Below are 21,413 nucleotides of genomic sequence, written 5' to 3'. Positions count from 1 at the left end.
GACCCTATAAATGAAAGCGCTTCCAGCGCGGTCGTTTGAAACGTGGGTTTGCTCGCGAAGCGCCATGCACCATTGGGGCGCATTATCAATGGCGAGATGGGGCGAGGCGAATGAAGGAGACCGCGGCCGCGATAGAAATCATCGCAGCAAGATTCGAGCGAGCGTCTTCACTCGCTCATGGCTTGAGCCTTTCGATGTCTTTTTTATAGCCCATGACGTGGCTAATTATTTTATGAACCGGTTATAAACCACATTGATAAAAATGCGATTATGACCGGTGTGTTTATGAGAATACGCGACGCAATCCCGCTGATACTGGAGAATAAAGATAGATCCACGTCGCGTCGGTCAGCGAAAGCTGATCATGGCAATTAGCGGCCCGCCCCGCGCCGCCCCTTCATCATCGGAATGAAGCGTTAAAGCGTCAGCGCAGCCGACACTAATGCGATCAAACGGGCTCCATCCCGTTCCCCGACTTGGCGCCCTGGGCTTCGCGCGACGTCAGAAACGCCAGCAGCGCCTGCGCGGCCTCGCGCTGGCGCGTCGCGGTGCAGATCGCGGCCGCAAAGACGGTGATGGATTGTGCCTCGGTCGGTAATGCACCGACCACGTCGATGCCCGGCAAGTGGATCAATTCACTCAGCTGCTGAAAACCCAGCGCGACCTCGCCCCGAGCGACCAATGCCCCCACCGGGACACCGGGCGGCGCCCGCACGATGCGTGGAGCGATCGTTTCCGCTATGCCCCAGCGCTCGAACAAGTGCCTCAGATGGGCCCCGCTAGGACCCGTCGAGTAGCCGATGCTGGGTGCGCTCAGGATAGCGTCGCGCAGCGCCGCTTCGGTACTGACGTCCGGCCGCGCTTGCCCCGTTGCCACCGCAACGGCGATGCCCGAGCGAGCGAGCGCAACCCGGCTCGCCGCATCGACGCGGCCGGCCGCCGCTAACCGGTCGAGCGCGTCCGCAGCCAGCACAACGATATCGAATGCTTCGCCATCCTGAACACGTTTCGCCGCATCGACACCGCCGACCGACTCAAACGCAATCGGCTGCCCCGACAAATGCTCGTAGGTGGCGGCGAGTTCGGCCAGCACCTGCCGCGTGGCCATCGACGAGATGCCGGTGATCGGCTTGCGCACGGTTTGACCGCTGACCATCTTTTGACGCCCTCTTCAGTCTTTGTAACGCAATCCGGCCTGTTCCAGCGGTCCGCGCATGTTGTACATGTCCAGACCCAGCACGCCAGCGGCCAGCTTCGCGCGTTTTTCGCCTTCGTTCGCTTCGCGTGCGGCCGCTTTTTCGAGCACCGTTTGCGCGAACGCCGCGGGCACCACCACGACGCCGTCGTCATCCGCGACGACGACGTCGCCCGGTGTGACCAGCGCACCCGCGCACACCACGGGGATGTTCACCGAACCAAGCGTCGCCTTGACCGTGCCTTTCGCGGAAATCGCCTTGCTCCAGACCGGGAAGTTCATCTCCGTCAGCACGCTCACGTCGCGCACGCCGGCGTCGATGATCAATGCGTGAGCGCCGCGCGCCTTGAAGCTCGTCGCCAGCAGATCGCCGAAATAGCCATCGGTGCAATCCGCGGTCACTGCGGCCACGACGACATCGCCCGGCCGGATCTGCTCGGCCGCGACGTGCAGCATCCAGTTGTCGCCGGGTTGCAGCAACACGGTGACCGCGGTGCCGCTCGCGCGCGCACCGACATAGATCGGCCGCATGTACGGTTTCAGCAGACCCGTGCGTCCCATTGCCTCGTGCACGGTCGCCGAGCCGAGCGCACCGAGTTTCGCGGCGGCATCAGCGTCCGCGCGCGCGATGTTGCGATAGACGACTCCAAGTTCGTACATGATTACTGTCCCTTCGATTTAAGCAATGCATCCAGACGCGGATAGACGCGCCGCGCATTTCCTTCGTAGATCTTGTGACGCTCTTCTGCATCGACATGCGCCGCTTCGATATAGCGCTTCGTGTCGTCGAAATAGTGGCCCGTCTCGGGATCGATGCCACGCACCGCGCCAATCATTTCGCTCGCGAACAGAATGTTGTCGACCGGGATCACGCGCGTGAGCAGATCGATACCCGGCTGATGATAGACGCAGGTGTCGAAGAAGATATTGTTGAGCAGATGGTCCTTCAGCAACGGCTTTTTCAGCTCCTGCGCGAGTCCGCGGAAACGTCCCCAGTGATATGGCACCGCGCCGCCGCCGTGCGGAATCACAAAACGCAGCGTCGGAAAATCGCGGAACAGGTCCGACGTCAGGCACTGCATGAAGGCCGTCGTATCCGCGTTCAGGTAGTGCGAGCCGGTGGTGTGAAAACACGCGTTGCAGCTCGTGCTCACGTGAACCATCGCCGGGATGTCGTACTCGACCATCTTCTCGTAGATCGGATACCAGTAGCGATCGGACAGCGGCGGGCTGGTCCAGTGACCGCCCGACGGATCGGGATTCAGATTGATCGCCACGTTGCCGTACTGCTCGACGCACTTGACCAGTTCCGGAATACAGGTGGCAGTGTCGACACCCGGGCTTTGCGGCAGCATCGCCGCCGGCACGAAGTGCTCGGGAAAGAGTTGGCTCACCCGATAGCACAACTCGTTGCAGATGGCCGCCCACGTGCTGGAGATCTGCGCATCGCCGATGTGATGCGCCATGAAGCTCGCGCGCGGGCTGAAGATCGTCAGATCGAGGCCGCGCTCGCGCATCAGCTTCAACTGGTTGCTTTCGATCGATTCGCGCAGCTCGTCGTCGCTGATCTGCAATTCCGACGCCTTCGGCATGCCGGACGGGTCCTTGATGCCCGCGATCTGTCGGTTGCGCCACAACTCCAACGCTTTCGGCGCGGTAGTGTAGTGGCCGTGAATGTCGATAATCACGGTCTCTCCTCAGAAAATTGATTCGACCAGCGACGCGCCACGACAAAACTCGCGCGCGCCGGCGTTTCCTTGCTCTGTCATTCAGTGAGCGGCATTCGGGCTTGCCGTCGTCTCGCCGGCGCTCACGCGCTGACTCACGAGAATAGCGATCGCGGCCAGTGTAGCGGGGATCGCGAGCATCGCGAGAATCGCGCCGAACTGCCAGCCGAAGCCGAGCAGCGCACCGCCGATCGCCGAGCCGAAGATGCTGCCGAAGCGGCCCATGCCGAGCATCCAGCTCACGCCGGTTGCACGCGCGACGGTCGGATAGCGGCCTGGCGCATACGCGTTCAGACCGGTTTGCGCGCCGCTCATGCAGAAGCCCGCGGCAAACACCAGCAACGCCAGCGATGAAGACAATGCGCCGATATAGCCCAACCCGAGCACGCACAGACCACCGCCCAGGTAAGCCGCGCTGATCACCGGCGCGGGCCGGACCTTGTCCATCACCCAGCCGACCAGAACCGCGCCGACCGTTCCGCCGATCTGGAACATCGCCGTAATGTTGGCCGCCGCGGTGACGGTGAGACCCGCGTCTTTCATCAGCGTGGGCAGCCAGCCTGTCAGCAGATAGATCACGAGCAGGCCCATGAAATACGTGACCCACAGCGCAAGCGTCATCGAACCGTAGCCTTGCGAAAACAGCACGCCGATCGGCTTGCGCGTCGGCAGCGGCGGTTCGCTCGAAACGAATACTTCGTCGCCTGCAAAGCGCGCGCCGCACACGCGGCCGAGCACCGCGCCGATACGCTTGGGCGATGCGCCGCGCACGGCCAGCAAGCGGGCCGATTCCGGCAGCAGCCAGATCTGGAACGGGATCAACAGCAACGGCAACGCGCCCCCGAAAATCAGCACCGAGCGCCAGCCATGAATCGGAATCAGCCAGCCGGCAGCGAAGCCGATCAGCGCCGAACCGAGGTTGAAGCCCGTGAACATGATCGTGATGAGCAATGCGCGCTTGCGTTGCGGCGCGTACTCGGACAGCAGCGTCGTCGAGTTAGGCATCGCGGCGCCAAGACCGATACCGGTCAGCAGCCGCAACAGCGCCATCGCGGTCGGTGTTTGTGTGAACGCGGTAGCGATCGTGAAGACGCCGAATAGAAACACCGACGTGATCAACACCCACTTGCGCCCAATGCGATCCGATGCCGGTCCCGCTGTCAGTGCGCCGATCACCAGACCGATCGGCGCCGCGCTCATCACGAGGCCGAATGCGGGGCGCGAAATGCCCCAGTCGTGAATGATGGAAGGCGCGACGAATCCCATGATGGCGACGTCCATGCCGTCGGCCGTCACGATCAGAAAGCACAGCGCGACCAGTAGCCACTGGTAGGCCGAGATCGACCGTTCGTCGATGAACGCCTTGATATCAATTCTCTTACCGCTCGTCATTGCGCTTGTCATCAGATTTCTCCTGTCTCCTTTACTGGTTTTATCGCGCGGCCGAAGCTCGTGGCTTCGCGCTCTCGTTGATCCCGCTTCCCGTCATGTCGATGCCTTGCATACCTTCCCCAAATGATCCGGTCTGAAGGTAGCGGTTCGGGCTCCGGCTCCAAAAGGGCGGGTTAACCAGATGTGTGAGTGGAGTATCCGGGTTTTGGCTGTTCCGCATAGTGCCGCCGGAATCCGCGAAACGCCCTCACAAGCCCTTTGAATAAGGCTCGATCGCAATCCGGCAGCCCTTGGAGACGGCCTCGTCCGGCGCCCTTGAAAGCGCACCTCGATAAATAGATCAGATGACTCGGGAACGAAGTCGCATAGAACGGCGGAGCGAGCCGACGCTTTTCGCCGTCCTCCCCTGTTCCTCGTATCGCGATGAGGCGAGGCCGGTCCATATCGGTCCACTGGCGCGTTCGCGCGGCAAGCAAATCGATGGGGATGACGAAGCTCGCACCACGCCATCTTTTTCAATCTCTTTCGATCTCTTTCCCCATCTAAAAAAATTATTGCGTGTCGTCGTGCAGAACGCTCGCGCTAGCGCGATCCGGATTCCGGCGCGAGACGCGAATGCTTGTGCCGTGGGGCTGCTGACGTACATCGAACGAAGTGAAAGCGGTCGAGTTGGCGCGCCGCCGGCTCGCCGCCCGCGTATGGTTCTGGTTAACCCCCGATTTCACCCCACTTCCCGCCCCGCTAACGTCGCGTCAAAACTCAGTGAGCGCGCACACCCGCCACGACATCATGAATAGAGACAGGACGATGTGCATCGAGCATCCAGGCCAAGCACGCGTCAGCGGCATCAGAAGGTTTTGCCCGACTGCTTTGGAAGCGGCAACCCAAAAACAAGTTAGGCGTATTGAATAACGCGGAGCGCGGATGACATGAGCTGTCCTGCAGGCACGCCCGATTCGCTATCGGCCGCCGTCGCGCGTAGGGCCGCGTCATGCCACGCGAATGATTGAAGAACAACAAACAGGTCGGCGATCTGGAGACGTCTTTGCGAACCGAAGTATTAAAAGAGGAGATGTGAATTGATGAAGACAAACAGGCAATACGCCAATCGCGGATGCGTCGTGCAATCAGAAAGCATGTGGGCGGTTCTGGTGCTCGAGGAAGAAAACCCATCAAGGAGGCAAGCATGAGAACTCGGCAATCCCTCGGGCTGCTCGCGCGCGTTCATGCGCGCACGGCCTCGCTGCTGACCCTGGCTGTTGTCTGCGTGAGCGCCACGATCGTCGCCGCGTGCGGCGGCGGTGGTGGCGGTCTCAGCCCCACGCCGCTTTCCGTCGTCAACCCGGTCGTCGATTGTTCGAAGCTCGCTTCGGTCGACATCACCGACATCGGCGGCGCAGGCAGTTCGATCACGTCGGCTACCGTTACCGCTGCCACCGTCAATGGCGCCACCGTCAACTTCTGTACGGTGAAAGGCACGCTCGCACCGTCGAACACGTTCGAGGTCGCGTTGCCGGTCAGCTCCTGGACGCAACGCTTCGCGGAACTCGGTTGCGGCGGCCTGTGCGGCAACCTGAGCGATCCGACCAAGCAAAGCTCGTTCAGCTTCAGCTACACCTGCCCGCTGGTGCAACAAGGCGGCTTCGTGACGGCCGCGACCGACATGGGCCATACGGGTCAGGACACGAGCTGGTCTTCGGATACGCAGAAGCAGGCCGACTTTGCCTATCGCGGTCAGCACATCACGACGCTCACGGCGAAGAAGCTGATCAAGGCCTACTACGGGCAGGCGCAGAAGTACTCGTACTTCATTGGCTGCTCGGACGGCGGCCGCGAAGCGCTGATGGCAGCGCAGCGCTACCCGACCGATTACAACGGCATCGTCGCCGGCGCACCGGCTGCTCACTTCCAGATCCAGAACTCGCTGTATCACGGCTGGAGCGTGGAATCGAACAGCACCACCGGCAATAGCCTCGGCAACGCCGTGCTTTACGCCGACAAGGCGCAAGTGCTGCACAAGGCCGTCGTGGCCGCATGCGGCGGCGCAAGCGGTGCGGCCGACGGCCTGCTGGCCGATCCGCGCACCTGCCACTTCGATCCGGCAACGATCCAGTGCGCGAATGGCGCGACCAGCACCGCCAACTGCCTGACCGCGGCCGAAGTCGCCACCGCCACGAAGATCTACAGCGGCCCAACGGATGCCACGACCGGTGAGCGCATGCTGGCCGGTTCGCCGCAGTACGGTTCGGAAGCCAACTGGGTCGGCGTCGAAGTGCCGACGACGAACTCGACAGATGCCCCCGTGAAGACCACGGGTCTGTTCAGCTACAACATCGTGACCGGCGCATACAATCTGATCTTCACGGGTTCGCCGAGCATGCCTAACATCGACACGTTCGGCTATCACGACGCGAGCTTCTACACGAGCTTCCTGCAGGCCAACCACCCGCTCAACGATGCGACCAATCCGGACCTGTCGGCATTCAGGAGCGCCGGCGGCAAGCTGATCCTGTGGCACGGCTGGGCCGACCAGCACATCTCGCCGCTCTTCACGATCGCTTACTACGAGGCGATGCAAAGCACGATGGGTGAGTCGAGCGTGAGCGATTTCGCACGACTGTACGTGGTGCCGGGCGTCGCCCATTGCGGCGGCGGCGAGGGCTTCCCGAACATCGATCTGGTCTCGCAGGTGACCGGCTGGGTCGAGCAGGCGAAGGCGCCGAATTCGGTCATGACGTATCAGACCGATTCGAACAACGTCGTGACCGCGTCGCGCCCCGTGTACCCGTATCCGGCGGTGGCCACATTCACGGGTTCCGGCGACTGGCACAGCGGCGCCAACTACGCGCAAGGCGCACCGCTGTATACCGCGAAGACGCTTGCGTGGGCCGGCTCCAGCTTCTACAAGCCCTATACGCCGCAGACGCAAGGTGTCGCGGCGCCGTAAGCAGCTTGCCGTGTAGCCACTCAGGCGGCCGGCCCTGCGGGGCGGGCCGCTCGTCGGGCGGAGCAAGCCCCGGCGCACAACCCTTCGCCTAAAAGCGTTCGCGATCGAACTCCGGCAGCGCACGCGTGCCTTCAATAGCGACCGACTGCAGCAGTTCGGGTTTCAGATCGAGCATACGCATGATAGTCGGCGCAACCTGCGTGGTCAGTACACGCTCGTCGTTGGTCTGTCCGGCGTGATGGGCATGAGGCACGTAGATCACTAGACCGAGATGGCTGTCGTCGGGCGCGTTGCCGCCGTGCTCTTCGTCCTTGGCCGTACTCGATGTATAGATGACCCCCAGGTTCGGCTGGACGACGATGTCAGGCGTGCGGCCGCGCGCCGGATCGCCGAACCGGCTGGTCAATTGCGGGCCGTACAGAATGTACGCCTGCGGGCCGTCCGCGCAAATGCCAGGTGCGTTGCAGCTCAGGTTGTCTTTCAGGGTCTTCACGACAGCGGGCACTTGGCTTTGATCGCGCAACCAGATCAGGCCGACGTCATCGCTTTGCACCAGGCCCGTACCGACGAGACCCGTGCCGTCATTGAGGTTGCCGCTCTTCGTACTGTTCTGTCCGAAGTTGCCGTTCGGATCCAGGTAGTTGTTTGCTTCCAGCAGTTTCGAGAGCGTGTCGCCGTTCTTCACCAACTTCGAATGATCGGACGGCGACTGCCCATGCTTCGCCGTAACGATGATCGCCGTCGACGCATAAAGATTGCGCTGCTTGAGCTCGGACACGATGCGACCCAGCGCATTGTCCAGATAAGCAATCGCGCCGGCGACCTGCGGACCCGGCGTGAAGCTGGCGTCCAGATAGCCGCCACCGGTCGCGACCGTCGCCTTCTGGGCGACGCTCAAGGTCTGGAAGTTGGCACCAAACACCGTGGGCACGTCGGCGCCCGATCGGCCTGTCGAATCCTTGCCGTCAATTTCATTGATCAACGACTGCACGTGGAAGTTGTCGAACTGCTCCGTGTGCTGGTAGAGGTCCGTGTAGTTCGTCCCCGTCGCCGGATCGATCGAATTGATCTCGGTGCGCGACAGATCGTCGACGCCTGCGCCAGACGGCCCATTGAGCCAGTCGTAGCCCCACGCATGTTTGTCCGCCCAGGCGGTGCGAGCGCCTTTCACGTTGTGTTTGACCACTTCGAAGATCGTGTTGGTCTTCACATAGTTATGCGGATAGACGGGCGTACAGACACCATTGACCAAAGCATGCGGAATGGCCTGCGGATTGAACGCGCCACCACCGTCGAGATGGGTCAGTGCGCCGCCGTTCTCGCCATCGATGCCGGTGGTTTCGTCGAATACGACATTCCAGCCCTGCTTGCCGGTGCAATTGTTGTCGGACGGCGCGTAGAGCGTGCGGTCATAAGATACGTCGTAAAACAGGCCCGCGGATTTCGGCGAGCCACCCGTGACGAGCGCCGCGAGGCCCGGGAATGAATCCGAGAGGCCGGGCGTGTACGCGTTGGTATAGGTCGTCCCCGACCTGGCCAGCAACGCGAGGTTCGGGCATGCATTCGAACCGATGCAACGCGCGACATCCTGCTCATGCAATCCGTCGAAGCTGATCAGCAGCACATGCTTCACTGACGCTTGCTCATGTTCGTGTTCATGGTCACGTGCGTGATCGTCGCCCGCCACGGCGCCTACTGCGTACAGACCCGCAAGCAAGGCAACGCCAACGCAAATGGCGCCTTGTGTGCGCTTCCATGTCCTGATCGTCTTCATGTCCCGTCCTTTTTTGGTTGCGAAGAAATATTTGGTAAGACGGGGTGAATTTGCAGTGGATTTGAGTCAGCCGGATGAACCGACGCTTTCGATTTCATAACTCATTGATGATTTGCGAAAATGACCTCGATATACGTAACAATATGTATTGCTTAACGTTCTCTTAAGGTTTGATGGCTCCAAAAAAAGGCGGCCCTTCAGGCCGCCTTCGCATCAACAAACAAACCGGTTAGTTCGCCACCACTTTCGCCCGCACCTTGGCGACCTGGGCGCGATTGCACGCTTTCTGGGCATTACGCGGCGGGTCGCACGCATGCGCAAGCATGGGCTCGCGGTTAGCGCCGAGGGAGAGTGGAAGTTCGGGGGGGAAAGGTACGGCCGCTGGGGCGAGTGCGCGAACAGGCGTCGGCGCGCGGCGGCATCAGGTATAGAGAGCTTGCGAGCCGGATATCAGTTGCCGCTTCAGAAACACATTGAGAAGCAAAAAGGGCTTCGATGGCGTGTTACCCATCGAAGCCCCAATCCGTTCTTACCGCTTACATCTTCACCACGTCGACCAGCGTCTTCTTGCCGTCCTTGTAGTCATACAGCGAGATCACGCCGTGCTGCAGGTCGCCCTTCGCATCGAACGTCGTCTGACCGGTGACGCCCTTATAGTCGGTGCCCGCGATCTTCGCAAGAACCTTCGACGGGTCGGTCGAGTTCGCGCGCTTCATTGCGTCGACCACGATATACACCGCGTCGTACGTGAACGGTGCGTCGAATTCGATCGGATGGCCGAAGCGCTTCGTGTATTTCGCCGCGAATTGCGCGCCGCCGTCCATGCGCTCGACGGCCATGCCTGCCTGCGAGCACACGACATTGCCGGCTGCCGCGCCGGCCAGCTGCGCGAGGCTTTCGGTGCAGACGCCGTCGCCCGACAGCACCTTCGCGCGCACGCCCAGTTGCCGCGCCTGCTTCGCGAACGGACCGCCGGTGGCGTCCATGCCGCCGTACATGATTGCGTCCGGATTCTCGCCCTTGATCTTCGTGAGAATCGCGCGGAAGTCGACGGCCTTGTCGTTGGTCGCGTCGTGCGACATGACCTTCAGGCCGAGCGCCTTGGCGGTCTTCTCGAATTCGTTCGCGAGACCCTGACCGTATGCCGTCGAATCATCGACAACCGCCACGGTCTTCACGTTCAGGCTTTTCGCCGCGTAGTTCGCGAGCGCCGGACCTTGCTGCGCGTCGGTCGCAACGACGCGGTACGTCGTCTTGAAGCCCTGCTGCGTGTACGCAGGATTCGTCGACGACGGCGAGATCTGCACGATGCCCGCATCGCTATAGATCTTCGATGCCGGAATCGATGCGCCCGAGTTCAGGTGGCCGACCACCGCGACGACTTTGTCGTCCACCAGCTTTTGCGCAACCTGCGTAGCCTGGCGCGGGTCGGCCGCGTCGTCCTGCGCGTCGAGCACCAGCGTGACCTTCTGAGCGTTGATCGTCAGGCCCTTCGCGTTGATTTCCTCGATCGCGAGACGCGCGCCGTTTTCATTGTCTTTGCCGAGGTGAGCCGAGCCCCCCGTCAGCGGACCGACGTGACCGATCTTGACGGTTTGATCGGCGGATGCCGTGGTGGTCATTGCGGCGAATGCTACGACTGCGGCGCTGATCGGCAGCAGTTTGTGAAACTTGAACGACATTCAAAAATCTCCTCTTTGTTTTCCAGATCAATTGGTTATGGGACTGTCAAGGCTGCTGGTTCCATTCCGGCGACTTTGGCGCGAACGCGGCCGCGTCGTCGAATTTCAGGTGCAGGACAATAACGTAAAACCGGCAATCGTAAAAGGTTTCGCAAGCATGCGCACGTGCAGGAAGGTCCGGTAAATCCCTTTGGAAAGTAGCACGCATCGGACAGACGAACGGACAAGATTTGTTAGAGCCGCTTTATCCCGATCAATAAATCTTCTTTTAATTGACGCGAATAAACGAGGAATACCCATGAAAAAAGGGTGTTTACCGAAAAACCCTGGTAAAAGGTCCGTCAGCGAAACACCCTCGCACAAAGCCGCCGCAACACAACGATTGCGCTCACCTCACAGCCGATACACCCTCTGCGCGTTGTCATGAAACAGCGCCGCGCGCTCCGCCGGCGAAAACGCCCGCGTGATCTCCTTGAACGCGTCGAACACCGCGTCATAGGTGCTGAACAGCTTGTCCACCGGAAAGTTGCTCGCGAACATGCAGCGGTTCACGCCGAACGCGTCGATCGCATGCAGGACGAACGGGCGGATGCTGTCCACGGTCCAGTGCCAGTCGCCCATGCCGAGCCCGGAGATCTTGCAGAACACCTTGTCCGCCGACGCCAGCAGCGTCATGCTCCTCTTCCACGCGTCGATCTCTTCGGGCGCGCGGTCGACCGGCATGCCGGTATGGTTGAGCACCATCGGCGTGTCGGGAAAATCGCGGGCGAGCGCGAGCGCCTCTTCCATCTGCGTGTAGTAGAGCTGCAAGTCGAATGACAAGTCATGACGTTTGAGCAACGCATAGCCGCGCCGCCATTGCGGATCGCTCATCAGATGCGGGCTGTCGATGAACGTCTTCACCGGATCGCGATGGAAATTCAGACACTGGCGAATGCCGCGCACATTCGGGTACTGGCAGTGCTCTTCGATCACGGCCTGCACGTTCGGCGCGGCCAGATCCGCGAAGCCGACGATCCCATGCGGATAGCCATGCACATCGGCGACGCCTTGCAGCCAGCGCGTTTCCGCCACCGGATCGTTATGGTCGTACTCGACTTGCAAATGAACGGTCTTGACGACATTCTGATTCCTGATGTCCGCGAGAAAGTCGTCGATCAGATAGTCCTTGCGAATCGCCGAGTAATCGCCGAACACACGCTCGAGCATCGGTCCTTGCAGCCACGGGTAGTTGCCGGTCTCCAGATCGAACAGATGATGATGCGGATCGATGATAGGCAGATTGTCCACATTGCCTCCTTATAAGATGAGCCGGCGCGCGGCACCGGTCACGCTGGACCGACGCGCGCTCAGCCGCTTTCAGTATTTGCCCGCGGACGGCGGATACACCCGCTTGACGGTCGCCTGCGCATCCGGATGATCGATCGTGTCCTTCGTCACGAGCGGCTCCTTGAGCGCCAGCTCCTGCGTGGTCGGCTTGTGGTTCAGCGCATTGAACACCTGGCTCGTCGCGTCGATCCCCTGCCCCACCGCCTCCTGCAGGAAGATGCCCTGGATCGCGCCGTCGCGCAGCAGCTTGATCGTCGTGGGGCTACCGTCGGCCGTCACGACCGCCACCTTGCCAACCATGCCGCGCGTTTGCAATGCCTTGGCCGCGCCGGTCGCCGCTTCGTCGTACATGCCGTAGATCGCCTTGACGTCGGGGTGCGCGGTCAGCACGTCGTTGGCCTGCTGCACCGCCTCGTTGACGGTGAGGCCGTGCGTCTCCAGCACCTGCACAAGATCACAGCCATCGGCCTGGAACGACTCCTTCGCACCCTTCATGTACTTCTGCGCGTTCTCGCGATCCTGCGGCAACGACAGCATCGCCACCTTGTTGCTGCCGCGCTCCTTCGCCAGCTTGCACACGTAAGTGCCTTGCGCCTTGCCGGTGTCGTAATTGTTCGCGGTCACCGCCGACGTGTAGTCGGTCTGTCCGGCCTGCGGCCCGATGCCGGTGAAGGCGACCGGCACAGACTTCGACTTGAGCAGGCGCAACACCGGTGGCGTGCTGGTCGAGCTGACCGGCCCGATCACGATCGCATCGACCCCGCGTGTCATGGCCGTGCGCACGTTGTCCATCTGCTTGGCCGGCGAGTTTTCGGAAGTGAACTCCACGTAGTCCATGCCGAGTTCCTGCGCCCGCTGCTTGACGCCGTACGCGACCCACTGCCAGTACGAAATATCCAGCGACGGCGCGATATAAGCGACCGTGTGCCTGTCCGCCGCGAATGGCGCCTGCGACGCGAGCGCTGCGGCGAGCGCCACTATTGACGCCGCGGCAATCCGTGCGGCCGAACGGCCCGTGAATCCGCTTGCTGATTTTGACGTGTGCTTGTCCATCATATGTCTCCTGGCTGCCTGCTTTAGCGACCCGTGCTCAAGGCCGGGCTTTGGTAACGCGGTCCACGAGGACCGCGATGAGAATGACGACGCCGGTAACGGTTCCTTGCCAGAAACTGTTCACGCCGATGAGGTTCGCGCCGTTCTGGATGATCGTGATCATCAATGCGCCGAGCAGTGCGCCGATCGCCGAGCCGGTGCCGCCGAACAGACTCGCTCCGCCGATCACCACCGCCGCGATCGCCTGCAACATCAAGCTCGATCCGGCAGTGGCTTCCGCATTGCTGATGTACGACACGCTGACGATGCTCGCGAACGAAGCCAGCAGTCCCGACAGCAGATACGCGCCGAGCCGCACGCGATTGACCGGAATGCCGATCACGCGCGCCGACGTACTGCTGCTGCCGATCGCATACAGCCAGCGTCCCGCGACCACCTTGCGCAGACAAAACTCGATGGCGACGAGCAGCAGCACGCACCACAGAACATAATTCGGGATCCCTGGAATCAGCGTGCCCGAATCGAGCATCCAGTAGTCGGGATTGGAGATCGGCAGCGAATGGCCATCCGTGACGATGAACGACAGACTGCCCGCGATCGCATACGTGCTCAGCGTGACGACAAACGGTGCGAGCCCGACGAAAGTGACGAGCGCGCCGTTGAGCGCGCCGATCACGACGCCGACCGACAATCCTGCAAGACTGCTGGCGACCGCTCCGTAGCCGTGCGCCATCGCGAGGCCGGTGACCATGCCGGTCAACGAGAACACCGAGCCGACCGACAGATCGATGCCACCGGTGATGATCACGAGCAGCACGCCGAACGCCATGATCACGAGCGGCGCGGCCGCCTGCGTGACGTTCGAGATATTGCCGCCGGACAGCGCCGCCGGCACGATCATGCCGACCGCGAGTTCGATCACGATGATCGCGATGGCGATCGCAATCTCGGTGCGATACGCCGACAGCAGACGGCGCCCCGCGCCGCCGCGTGGTGCGCGGCCGTCCGCGATCGTATGAATGGCTGTTTTCATGAGTGTCTCCGGGTGAATGCGGTGCTTGTGCAAACGTGGCCTACGCCGCCATGCCGGTGGCGGCGGCCAGTTGTGTCTCGTTGACGTCGGCATGACGCAGGACTTCGGTCGGCTTGCCGTCCAGATCGAATGCGAGCACGGTGTCGCACAACTCGACCAGTTCGATGTATTCGGTCGACCACCAGACGATCGTCGTGCCCTGTTGCGCCATCTTGCGAATCAGCGCGTAGATTTCGCGCTTGGTGCGAATGTCCACGCCGCGCGTCGGCTCTTCGAGCACCAGTAGCTTCGGCCGCAGCAGCAGCCATCGCGCGATCAGCAGCTTCTGCTGGGTGCCACCGCTCAAGGTTGCGGGCAGATCCCAGAGCGAGCCCGCACGAATCTTCAGCGCGTCGAGCAGCGCGCCGCTCTGCTCGACCTCCTCGCGCCTCACGATACTGCGCCGCTTGACGACACGCGCCGCCGCCACGAGGTTGTCGACGATCGGCAAGGTGGCGAGCACGCCCTTGCTCGAGCGGTCGCCCGATACGAAGCCAACGCCGTCACGCGCGCCCGCTGACGGATGCGGGTAGCTCACGCGCACGCCGTCGCGTGTGATCGCCCAGGAGCCTGCGGGCGCGATGCCGGTGAGCGCATCGATCAGCGACGATGGTCCGACCGGCGCGCCCGCCAGGCCGACGATCGCGCCCGCCGGCACCTCAATCGCCACGCCATCGCGTTCGATACGCAGTGCGCCACCCTGCACGAGCGGCTGCGTGGCGCGTGTGGCGCGTGTGGTACGTTCGCCGTCGCCGCTGTCGGCCTGTCCCAGTTCCGCCGACTGCGCGACGCTCGCCGCCGCCTCGTCGACCACCACGCTCTGTCCCATGCATTCGACAATCTCGCGATCCGTGATCGCATCGAGCGCGACGCGGTCGACCGCTGTTTTGCCGTCGCGGATGATCGTGCAGACGTCCGCGATCTGGCGAATCTCGCGCATCCGGTGCGAGACGAACAGAACCGCGAGGCCAGTATCGGCGATCAACCGGCGAATCACCGTGAAAAGCCGGATGGTTTCCGCCGCGGTCAGATTGGCGGTCGGCTCGTCGAGCAGCAACAGCTTCGCGCCCGAGCCGAGCGCGCGGGCGATCTCGACCAGTTGCCGCTCGTGCAGCGTCAAGCCGCCGACCAGCCGCCCCGACGATTCACGCGCGAACTGCGGATCGATCAGCGACAGCGCGTCGATCGCGATCTTCATCGAGGCGCGTTCGCTATATGTGGCCGTGCCGCGCCGCAGCCGCGGCATCGCAATGTTCTCGGCGACCGACAGATGCGGCAGTAGCGCGAGTTCCTGATTGACGACCGCAATGGTGCCGGCCGCAGCGTGCCCGCCAACCGATGCGCCGATCTCCTGCCCATCGAATTCGAGCGTGCCGCCATCGCGTTCGAACTGGCCGGAGATGATCTTGATGAGCGTCGACTTGCCGGCGCCATTGCCACCGAGAAACGCGTGCACTTCACCCGGCGCGATCGACAGATCGAAGCCCTTCAACACGCTCGTCGGTCCAAAGCTCTTGACGATCGAACGCGCGGTCAACAGTTGGCGCTGCTCTGTCATGTCCCGTCTCCTTCGACGCTTTCCCTACGATTTCGATGCGGCACCGCGCATTTGTTTGGCGATGCCAACGAATGTTGTCTGCGCAGTTCGCCTACGCGACCAGCGAGGTCCGCGCGAGAAACCGGAGAAGAACAGAACGGGGAGCGTGCGCTCGCGCATCGACGGATCGCGCGCTCAAGCGGAAAGTTGGATAATTCATTGCTGTCTCCGGCGCAGTTGTTGCACTGCGCAACTTGTGTTTTGTGGTCGGCCGAGTGAATGCGGCATTGAAACTGCCGCATCGGTATCGAGAGGATTTCCTGCCCCCCAGGATTGCACGGCGTGTCGACAGAATGGCAGCGCGAATGGCGTGCGAACAAGGCGGTTTCATTCAACTGCAGTTGAAAAAAATTTCACTATGCGCATTCCACCGGTGAAGGCCATCATCGCTTTCGAGAGCGTGGCCAGAACGAAGAGCGTCAACCGGGCGTCCGAGGAACTCGGATTGACCGCCTCGGCAGTCAGCCATCAGATCAGCAATCTCGAGTCGGTCATCGGCCAGCCGCTCTTTTACCGCTCAGGCCGCGGCCTCGTGCTCACGCCGACCGGCGAGCGTTATCTGTCCGACGTAACAGGGTCGTTGGCCGATTTGAGCCGCGCCACCGAGCGAGCGTCGAGCCGCGCCGACGTCGATATCCTGCGCGTGCATTCAAGCCCGAGCTTCGGGCTTATGTGGCTGCTGCCACGGCTCGCGTCGTTTCAGGAAGCCAATGACGATATCCAGTTGAACCTCGCGTGCTCGTATGAAGACGTCTCGTTTACTAGCGGCTATTACGACGTCGACCTGCGTCACGGTTATGCGAACTGGCGCGACCTGGAAGTGAGGACGCTGCGCGGCGAATTCATCACGCCGCTCGCCTCCCCGAAATATCTGGAAAACCATCCGGTAACAACGCCCGAAGACCTGCTGCGGCATCGGCTGATTTACTCGGAAACGCCGCTCGTGCAATGGAAGCAGTGGTTCGGCCGCACCGGTGTGTCCGCCGCTCACAAGACCTTCGACTTTTCGTTCGACCGTTCGTACATGTCGCTGGAGACGGCCGCGCTCGGTCTCGGCATCGCGCTCGAAAGCGCGATGCTCGCTTCGGTGCGAATAAAGGAAGGTGTGCTCGTACCGGTCTTCGACGACTCGCACGCGGTCGAGGTCGGCGCGCACCATCTCGTGTATCCGCCGCAGAATGCCGAGCTTCCGAGGGTTGCACGCTTCATTGCGTGGATCGAGCGCGAGGTAGGTGGGATGGCTCGCAAGACTTGAGCGTCGCGCGAGCGGGATCTTCGCCAGGGTTTTCCAGCACGTCGCCGGGCATGCGTGCGGCGCACGCCAATGCGGCGTCGCACCATGCAAGCGGTAAGCATCGTGCAGCACGTCACCTGAAAATTTCTCAAACATAGTTGAGCCGTACGTCGTTGATGCGACCGCACGCGCAGTGGACACTTGCGCCATCACATCAACACTCAGGAGACAACAATGCTGCTCGAGAACAAGGTCGTCATCGTCACCGGCGCCGCTTCGCCACGAGGCATCGGAAAGGCAACCGCCAAAGCGCTGGCCGCACAGGGCGCGCGCATCGTGATCCTCGATCTGCGCGAAGAAGACGCGAAGCGCGCCGCCGCCGATCTCGGCGACGCGCATCTGGGTCTCGCCTGCGACGTCACCGACAAAGCCGCGTGCGAGTCGGCCGCCAGGGCGACGCTCGAGCGCTACGGCCGCATCGACGGCCTGATCAACAACGCGGGCATCACGCAACCGGTACGCACGCTGGACATCACCGCCGAGGGCTTCGACGCGATCGTCGACGTCAATCTGCGCGGTACGCTCTATATGTCGCAAGCGGTGCTGCCCGCCATGAAAGAGCGCAAGAGCGGCAGCATCGTCTGCATGTCGTCGGTATCGGCACAGCGTGGCGGCGGCATTTTCGGCGGCCCCCACTACAGCGCGGCAAAAGCCGGCGTCCTCGGCCTCTCGCGGGCGATGGCGCGCGAGTTCGGCGCCGACAGCATTCGTGTGAACTCGATCACACCCGGCCTGATCCAGACCGACATCACCGGCGACAAGCTCACTGCTGACATGCGCGTGGACATCATCAAAGGCATTCCGCTCGGCAGGCTCGGCGAGGCAAGCGATGTCGCGAACGCGTGCCTGTTCCTCGTCAGTGACCTGTCGACCTATCTCACGGGCATTACGCTCGACGTGAATGGCGGCATGCTCATTCATTGAGCCTCGTTCATTGACCTCATTGACTGGCACACAGCCACGCGTCAGCCGTGGCCGCGTGCAAGGCGCACCCGGGACAACCCGGGGCATGGAAGGAGACAAACATGAAGTCGAAGTCCAACGCTTTACCCATTCCCGCCGATCTGGCGCCCTCCGCGAACCCGGCCGGCTTCGAGTCGAGAACCTACGCGAAAGTCAGCCGTCGACTGATCCCGTTCCTGATGCTGTGCTATCTCGGCGCGTATCTGGACCGCGTCAACGTCGGCTTCGCGAAACTGCAGATGCTCAGCGACCTGCGCTTTAGTGAAACCGTCTACGGCATGGGCGCGGGCATTTTCTTTCTCGGCTACTTTCTCTTCGAGGTGCCAAGCAACCTGATTCTTCATCGCGTTGGCGCGCGCCGATGGCTCGCGCGCATCATGTTGACCTGGGCCGTGATTTCCGCGAGCTTCGTTTTCGTGAAATCGCCAACCGCCTTTTACGTGCTGCGCTTTCTGCTCGGCGTCGCGGAAGCGGGCTTTGCGCCCGGCGTGATTCTCTACCTGACGTACTGGTTTCCGGCTGCGCGCCGCGCCAAGGCACTGTCGCTCTTCTTCATGGCGATTCCGCTGGCCGGCATGGTCGGGGGACCGCTTTCCGGCTGGATCATGCACTCGCTGCACCGCACGATGGATCTGGCGGGCTGGAAGTGGCTGTTCATGCTCGAAGCGCTGCCGTCGCTCGTGCTCGGTATCGCGATTCTGCTCTACCTCGACGACGGCATTGCCAAAGCGAAGTGGCTGACAGAATCCGAAAAGAATCTGCTCGCCCGTAACGTCGCCAACGACAACGCGCACAAGATCGCGCACGTCTCGATCAAGTCGTTCATCGGCGACCGCCGCTTGTGGCTGATGGCCGCGATCTATTTTTGCGTCGTGCTCGGCCAGTATGGTCTGACGTTCTGGCTGCCGACCATCATTCGCAAGTCGGGCGTCGCCGACCCGCTGTGGATCGGCGTGTTCACCGCGATTCCCTATCTATGCGCGATCATCGCGCTGCCGTTGATTGGCATGAGCGCGGACCGTCGCCGCGAGCGCCGGCTGCATCTGGCGATTCCGATGCTGATCGCGGCGGCGGGTTTCATCGTGCTGCCCACGCTCGGCAGCGTGCCGGCCTCGATCATCTGTCTGAGCGTCGCCGCCGCCGGCATCCTCGCGTCCTCCTCGCAGTTCTGGTCGCTGCCGACCGCGCTGCTCGGCGGCATGTCCGCCGCGGCCGGCATCGCGGCGGTGAATTGCGTCGCCAATCTCGCCGGCTTCTTTTCCCCGGCGATCGTCGGCTGGCTGAACGATCTGACCGGCAAATCGACCGCTGGACTGGTCTTCATCTCGCTGGCCGTCACGCTCGGTGCCTCACTCGTCTTTCTGGTGCCGGCGAAGTCGGTCAACCGCTGAACCCCTCTTTTACTTCCGATCATAGGAGACGACATGAACCATCCATCCACGGCGACACTCGCCGATCACGCATACCGAATCCGCAAGAACGCCCTGCTGATGGGCGAGGTCCAGGGCCAGGGCTATATCGGGCAAGCGCTCGACATCGCGGACGTGCTCGCCGTCGCCTACTTCGGCGCGATGAACTATCGCCCGGAAGATCCGGAATGGGAGGAGCGCGACCGCTTCCTGCTCTCCAACGGACACTACGCGATTGCACTGTACGCGGCGCTGTTCGAAGCCGGCATTCTGCCGGCCGAAGAACTCGAAACCTACGGCAGCGACGACAGCCGTCTGCCGATGTCCGGCATGGCGAGTTACACGCCCGGCATGGAGATGTCGGGCGGCTCGCTCGGTCAGGGCTTGACGATCGCGGTCGGCCGCTGCCTCGGTCTGAAGCGCAAAGGTTCGAAGTCCTTCGTGTACACGCTGTTCTCCGACGGTGAACTCGACGAAGGCGCGATCTGGGAAGGCCTCATGTCCGCGAGCCACTGGAAACTCGACAACCTGATCGCGATCGTCGATGTGAACAATCAGCAGGCCGACGGCCCGTCGACGCAAATCATGGCGTTCGAGCCGCTCGTCGAGAAGCTGGAGGCGTTCGGCTGGTTCACGCAACGCGTGGACGGCAACGACATCGCCGCGGTAGCCGCGGCATTCGATGCGGCCCGCCAGCATCCGGGCGCACAACCGCGCATGATCGTCGCCGACACACGCATGGGTCGCGGTGTGCCGTTCCTCGAACAGCGCGAGAAAAATCACTTTATCCGCGTCGATGCCCATGAGTGGCAACTGGCGCTGCAAGCACTCGAAGCCGGGAGACAAGCATGAGCAATACGACCATGAGGAAACCGCGCCTGAAGACCTCGGCAATGATCGCATCGATCGCGAGCGAAGGACAGGTCACACGTTCCGCGCCTTTCGGTCACGCGCTGACCGAACTCGCGCGGCAGAAGCAGAACGTGATCGGCATGAGCGCCGACCTCAGCAAATATACGGATCTGCACATATTCGCGAAGGCGTTCCCCGAACGCTTCTACCAGATGGGGATGGCCGAGCAATTGCTGATGGGCGCGGCCTCGGGATTCGCGCACGAAGGCGCGCAGCCGTTCGTCACGACGTATGCCGTGTTCGCGACGCGCCGCGCGTACGACTTCATGCATCAGACGATCGCCGAAGACAACCTCGACGTGAAGATCGTCTGCGCGTTACCGGGCCTGACGACCGGCTACGGTCCCAGCCACCAGGCCGCCGAAGATCTCGCACTGATGCGTGCGATGCCGAACATGACCGTAATCGATCCTTGCGACGCGCTCGATATCGAGCAGATGGTGCCCGCTATCGCCGCACACAAAGGTCCGGTCTATGCCCGCCTTCTGCGCGGCAACGTGCCGGCGGTACTCGACGAATACGACTATCAATTCGAACTCGGCAAGGCGAAGCTGCTGCGCGACGGCGCAGAAGTACTGGTCATTTCGTCGGGCATCATGACAATGCGCGCGCTCGAAGTGGCGAAAACATTGGAAAAGGACCGCATCGGCGTAGCCGTGCTGCACGTGCCGACGATCAAGCCACTCGACACGCAGACGATCGTGCGCGAAGCGAAGCGCTCGGGCCGGCTCGTGGTGGTGGCGGAGAACCATACGGTGATCGGCGGATTGGGCGAAGCGGTCGCAGCGGAGCTGATGCGCGAGGGCGTGGCGTGCCGCTTCAGGCAGGTGGGGCTTCCCGACGCGTTTCTCGACGCCGGGGCGCTTCCGACACTGCACGACCGGTATGGCATTTCGACCCCCACGATGTCGGAGACGATCAAGGGCTGGCTGACTTGAGTGACTGCGCCGGGTGAATCGCGGGCATGCGGGCGCCGCACGTGGGCGCCCGCAACTGCGCGGACTGAACCGTTGCGCTAGCGCTTGCGCGTTTTGCAAGAGAAACCGCCACATTCAGGCCACGTCACT

General features: G+C 62.2%; 16 protein-coding genes. 6 read left to right on the top strand and 10 right to left on the bottom strand.

Going from position 1 to position 21,413, the window contains the following annotated elements; translation table 11 throughout:
* Positions 1-448: 448 nt before the first annotated feature.
* The 4 genes from PQQ53_RS24585 to PQQ53_RS24570 all read right to left on the bottom strand — a co-directional run bounded on the left by PQQ53_RS24585 (position 449) and on the right by PQQ53_RS24570 (position 4,314).
* Positions 449-1,156 (bottom strand): substrate-binding domain-containing protein, encoded by a 708-nt coding sequence (locus PQQ53_RS24585; protein WP_408326834.1) that lies wholly within the window; start codon positions 1,154-1,156, stop codon positions 449-451.
* Positions 1,157-1,171: 15 nt separating this feature from the next.
* Positions 1,172-1,855: a 4-carboxy-4-hydroxy-2-oxoadipate aldolase/oxaloacetate decarboxylase gene (ligK, locus tag PQQ53_RS24580; protein ID WP_408155364.1), complete on the bottom strand. Its 684-nt coding sequence runs from the start codon at positions 1,853-1,855 to the stop codon at positions 1,172-1,174.
* A gap of 2 nt (positions 1,856-1,857) precedes the next feature.
* Positions 1,858-2,883: an amidohydrolase family protein gene (locus tag PQQ53_RS24575; RefSeq protein ID WP_408145442.1), complete on the bottom strand. Its 1,026-nt coding sequence runs from the start codon at positions 2,881-2,883 to the stop codon at positions 1,858-1,860.
* Between the two features lie 81 nt (positions 2,884-2,964).
* Positions 2,965-4,314, bottom strand: coding sequence for an MFS transporter (locus PQQ53_RS24570; protein WP_408145522.1), 1,350 nt, complete (start codon positions 4,312-4,314; stop codon positions 2,965-2,967).
* 1,186 nt (positions 4,315-5,500) lie between these two features.
* On the opposite strand from PQQ53_RS24570, the gene PQQ53_RS24565 reads away from it, so the two are divergent.
* Entirely contained in the window at positions 5,501-7,261 is a 1,761-nt protein-coding gene (locus tag PQQ53_RS24565) for a tannase/feruloyl esterase family alpha/beta hydrolase (RefSeq protein ID WP_408326832.1), read from the top strand.
* An 88-nt stretch (positions 7,262-7,349) separates the two neighbouring features.
* Here the strand turns inward: PQQ53_RS24565 and PQQ53_RS24560 are convergent, their stop codons facing one another.
* From PQQ53_RS24560 to PQQ53_RS24535, 6 genes are all read right to left on the bottom strand, one after another.
* Complete coding sequence (locus tag PQQ53_RS24560; RefSeq protein ID WP_408326829.1) at positions 7,350-9,035, bottom strand: alkaline phosphatase family protein; 1,686 nt, start codon at positions 9,033-9,035, stop codon at positions 7,350-7,352.
* Positions 9,036-9,571: 536 nt separating this feature from the next.
* Positions 9,572-10,717, bottom strand: a complete 1,146-nt coding sequence (locus PQQ53_RS24555) for a branched-chain amino acid ABC transporter substrate-binding protein (RefSeq protein ID WP_408145437.1) — start codon at positions 10,715-10,717, stop codon at positions 9,572-9,574.
* A 393-nt stretch (positions 10,718-11,110) separates the two neighbouring features.
* Positions 11,111-11,998, bottom strand: coding sequence for an amidohydrolase family protein (locus PQQ53_RS24550; RefSeq protein WP_408326877.1), 888 nt, complete (start codon positions 11,996-11,998; stop codon positions 11,111-11,113).
* A gap of 78 nt (positions 11,999-12,076) precedes the next feature.
* Positions 12,077-13,102, bottom strand: a complete 1,026-nt coding sequence (locus PQQ53_RS24545; RefSeq protein WP_408326826.1) for a substrate-binding domain-containing protein — start codon at positions 13,100-13,102, stop codon at positions 12,077-12,079.
* A 34-nt stretch (positions 13,103-13,136) separates the two neighbouring features.
* Positions 13,137-14,132, bottom strand: a complete 996-nt coding sequence (locus tag PQQ53_RS24540) for an ABC transporter permease (protein ID WP_408326824.1) — start codon at positions 14,130-14,132, stop codon at positions 13,137-13,139.
* Positions 14,133-14,172: 40 nt separating this feature from the next.
* The gene (locus PQQ53_RS24535; protein ID WP_408326821.1) at positions 14,173-15,729 is read right to left on the bottom strand and encodes an ATP-binding cassette domain-containing protein; all 1,557 of its coding nucleotides are present in this window, start codon (positions 15,727-15,729) and stop codon (positions 14,173-14,175) included.
* A gap of 397 nt (positions 15,730-16,126) precedes the next feature.
* Here PQQ53_RS24535 and PQQ53_RS24530 point away from each other — a divergent pair, with 397 nt between their 5' ends.
* The 5 genes from PQQ53_RS24530 (at position 16,127) to PQQ53_RS24510 (ending at position 21,284) form a co-directional block, all read left to right on the top strand.
* Positions 16,127-17,023 (top strand): LysR substrate-binding domain-containing protein, encoded by an 897-nt coding sequence (locus PQQ53_RS24530; protein ID WP_408326819.1) that lies wholly within the window; start codon positions 16,127-16,129, stop codon positions 17,021-17,023.
* 213 nt (positions 17,024-17,236) lie between these two features.
* Positions 17,237-17,986: an SDR family NAD(P)-dependent oxidoreductase gene (locus tag PQQ53_RS24525; protein WP_408326816.1), complete on the top strand. Its 750-nt coding sequence runs from the start codon at positions 17,237-17,239 to the stop codon at positions 17,984-17,986.
* 101 nt (positions 17,987-18,087) lie between these two features.
* Positions 18,088-19,416 (top strand): MFS transporter, encoded by a 1,329-nt coding sequence (locus PQQ53_RS24520; RefSeq protein WP_408326812.1) that lies wholly within the window; start codon positions 18,088-18,090, stop codon positions 19,414-19,416.
* 33 nt (positions 19,417-19,449) lie between these two features.
* The gene (locus tag PQQ53_RS24515) at positions 19,450-20,286 is read left to right on the top strand and encodes a transketolase (RefSeq protein WP_408326809.1); all 837 of its coding nucleotides are present in this window, start codon (positions 19,450-19,452) and stop codon (positions 20,284-20,286) included.
* Positions 20,283-21,284 carry a transketolase family protein gene (locus tag PQQ53_RS24510; RefSeq protein WP_408326806.1) on the top strand — a complete coding sequence of 334 codons (1,002 nt, stop codon included), beginning with the start codon at positions 20,283-20,285 and terminating at the stop codon, positions 21,282-21,284. Before PQQ53_RS24515 ends, PQQ53_RS24510 begins: the two co-directional genes overlap by 4 nt.
* The last annotated feature ends 129 nt before the right edge of the window (positions 21,285-21,413 follow it).

It is taken from the genome of Paraburkholderia strydomiana, from assembly GCF_046030495.1.
Taxonomy (GTDB): domain Bacteria; phylum Pseudomonadota; class Gammaproteobacteria; order Burkholderiales; family Burkholderiaceae; genus Paraburkholderia; species Paraburkholderia strydomiana_A.
This window is presented reverse-complemented; position numbering and strand designations above follow the sequence as displayed.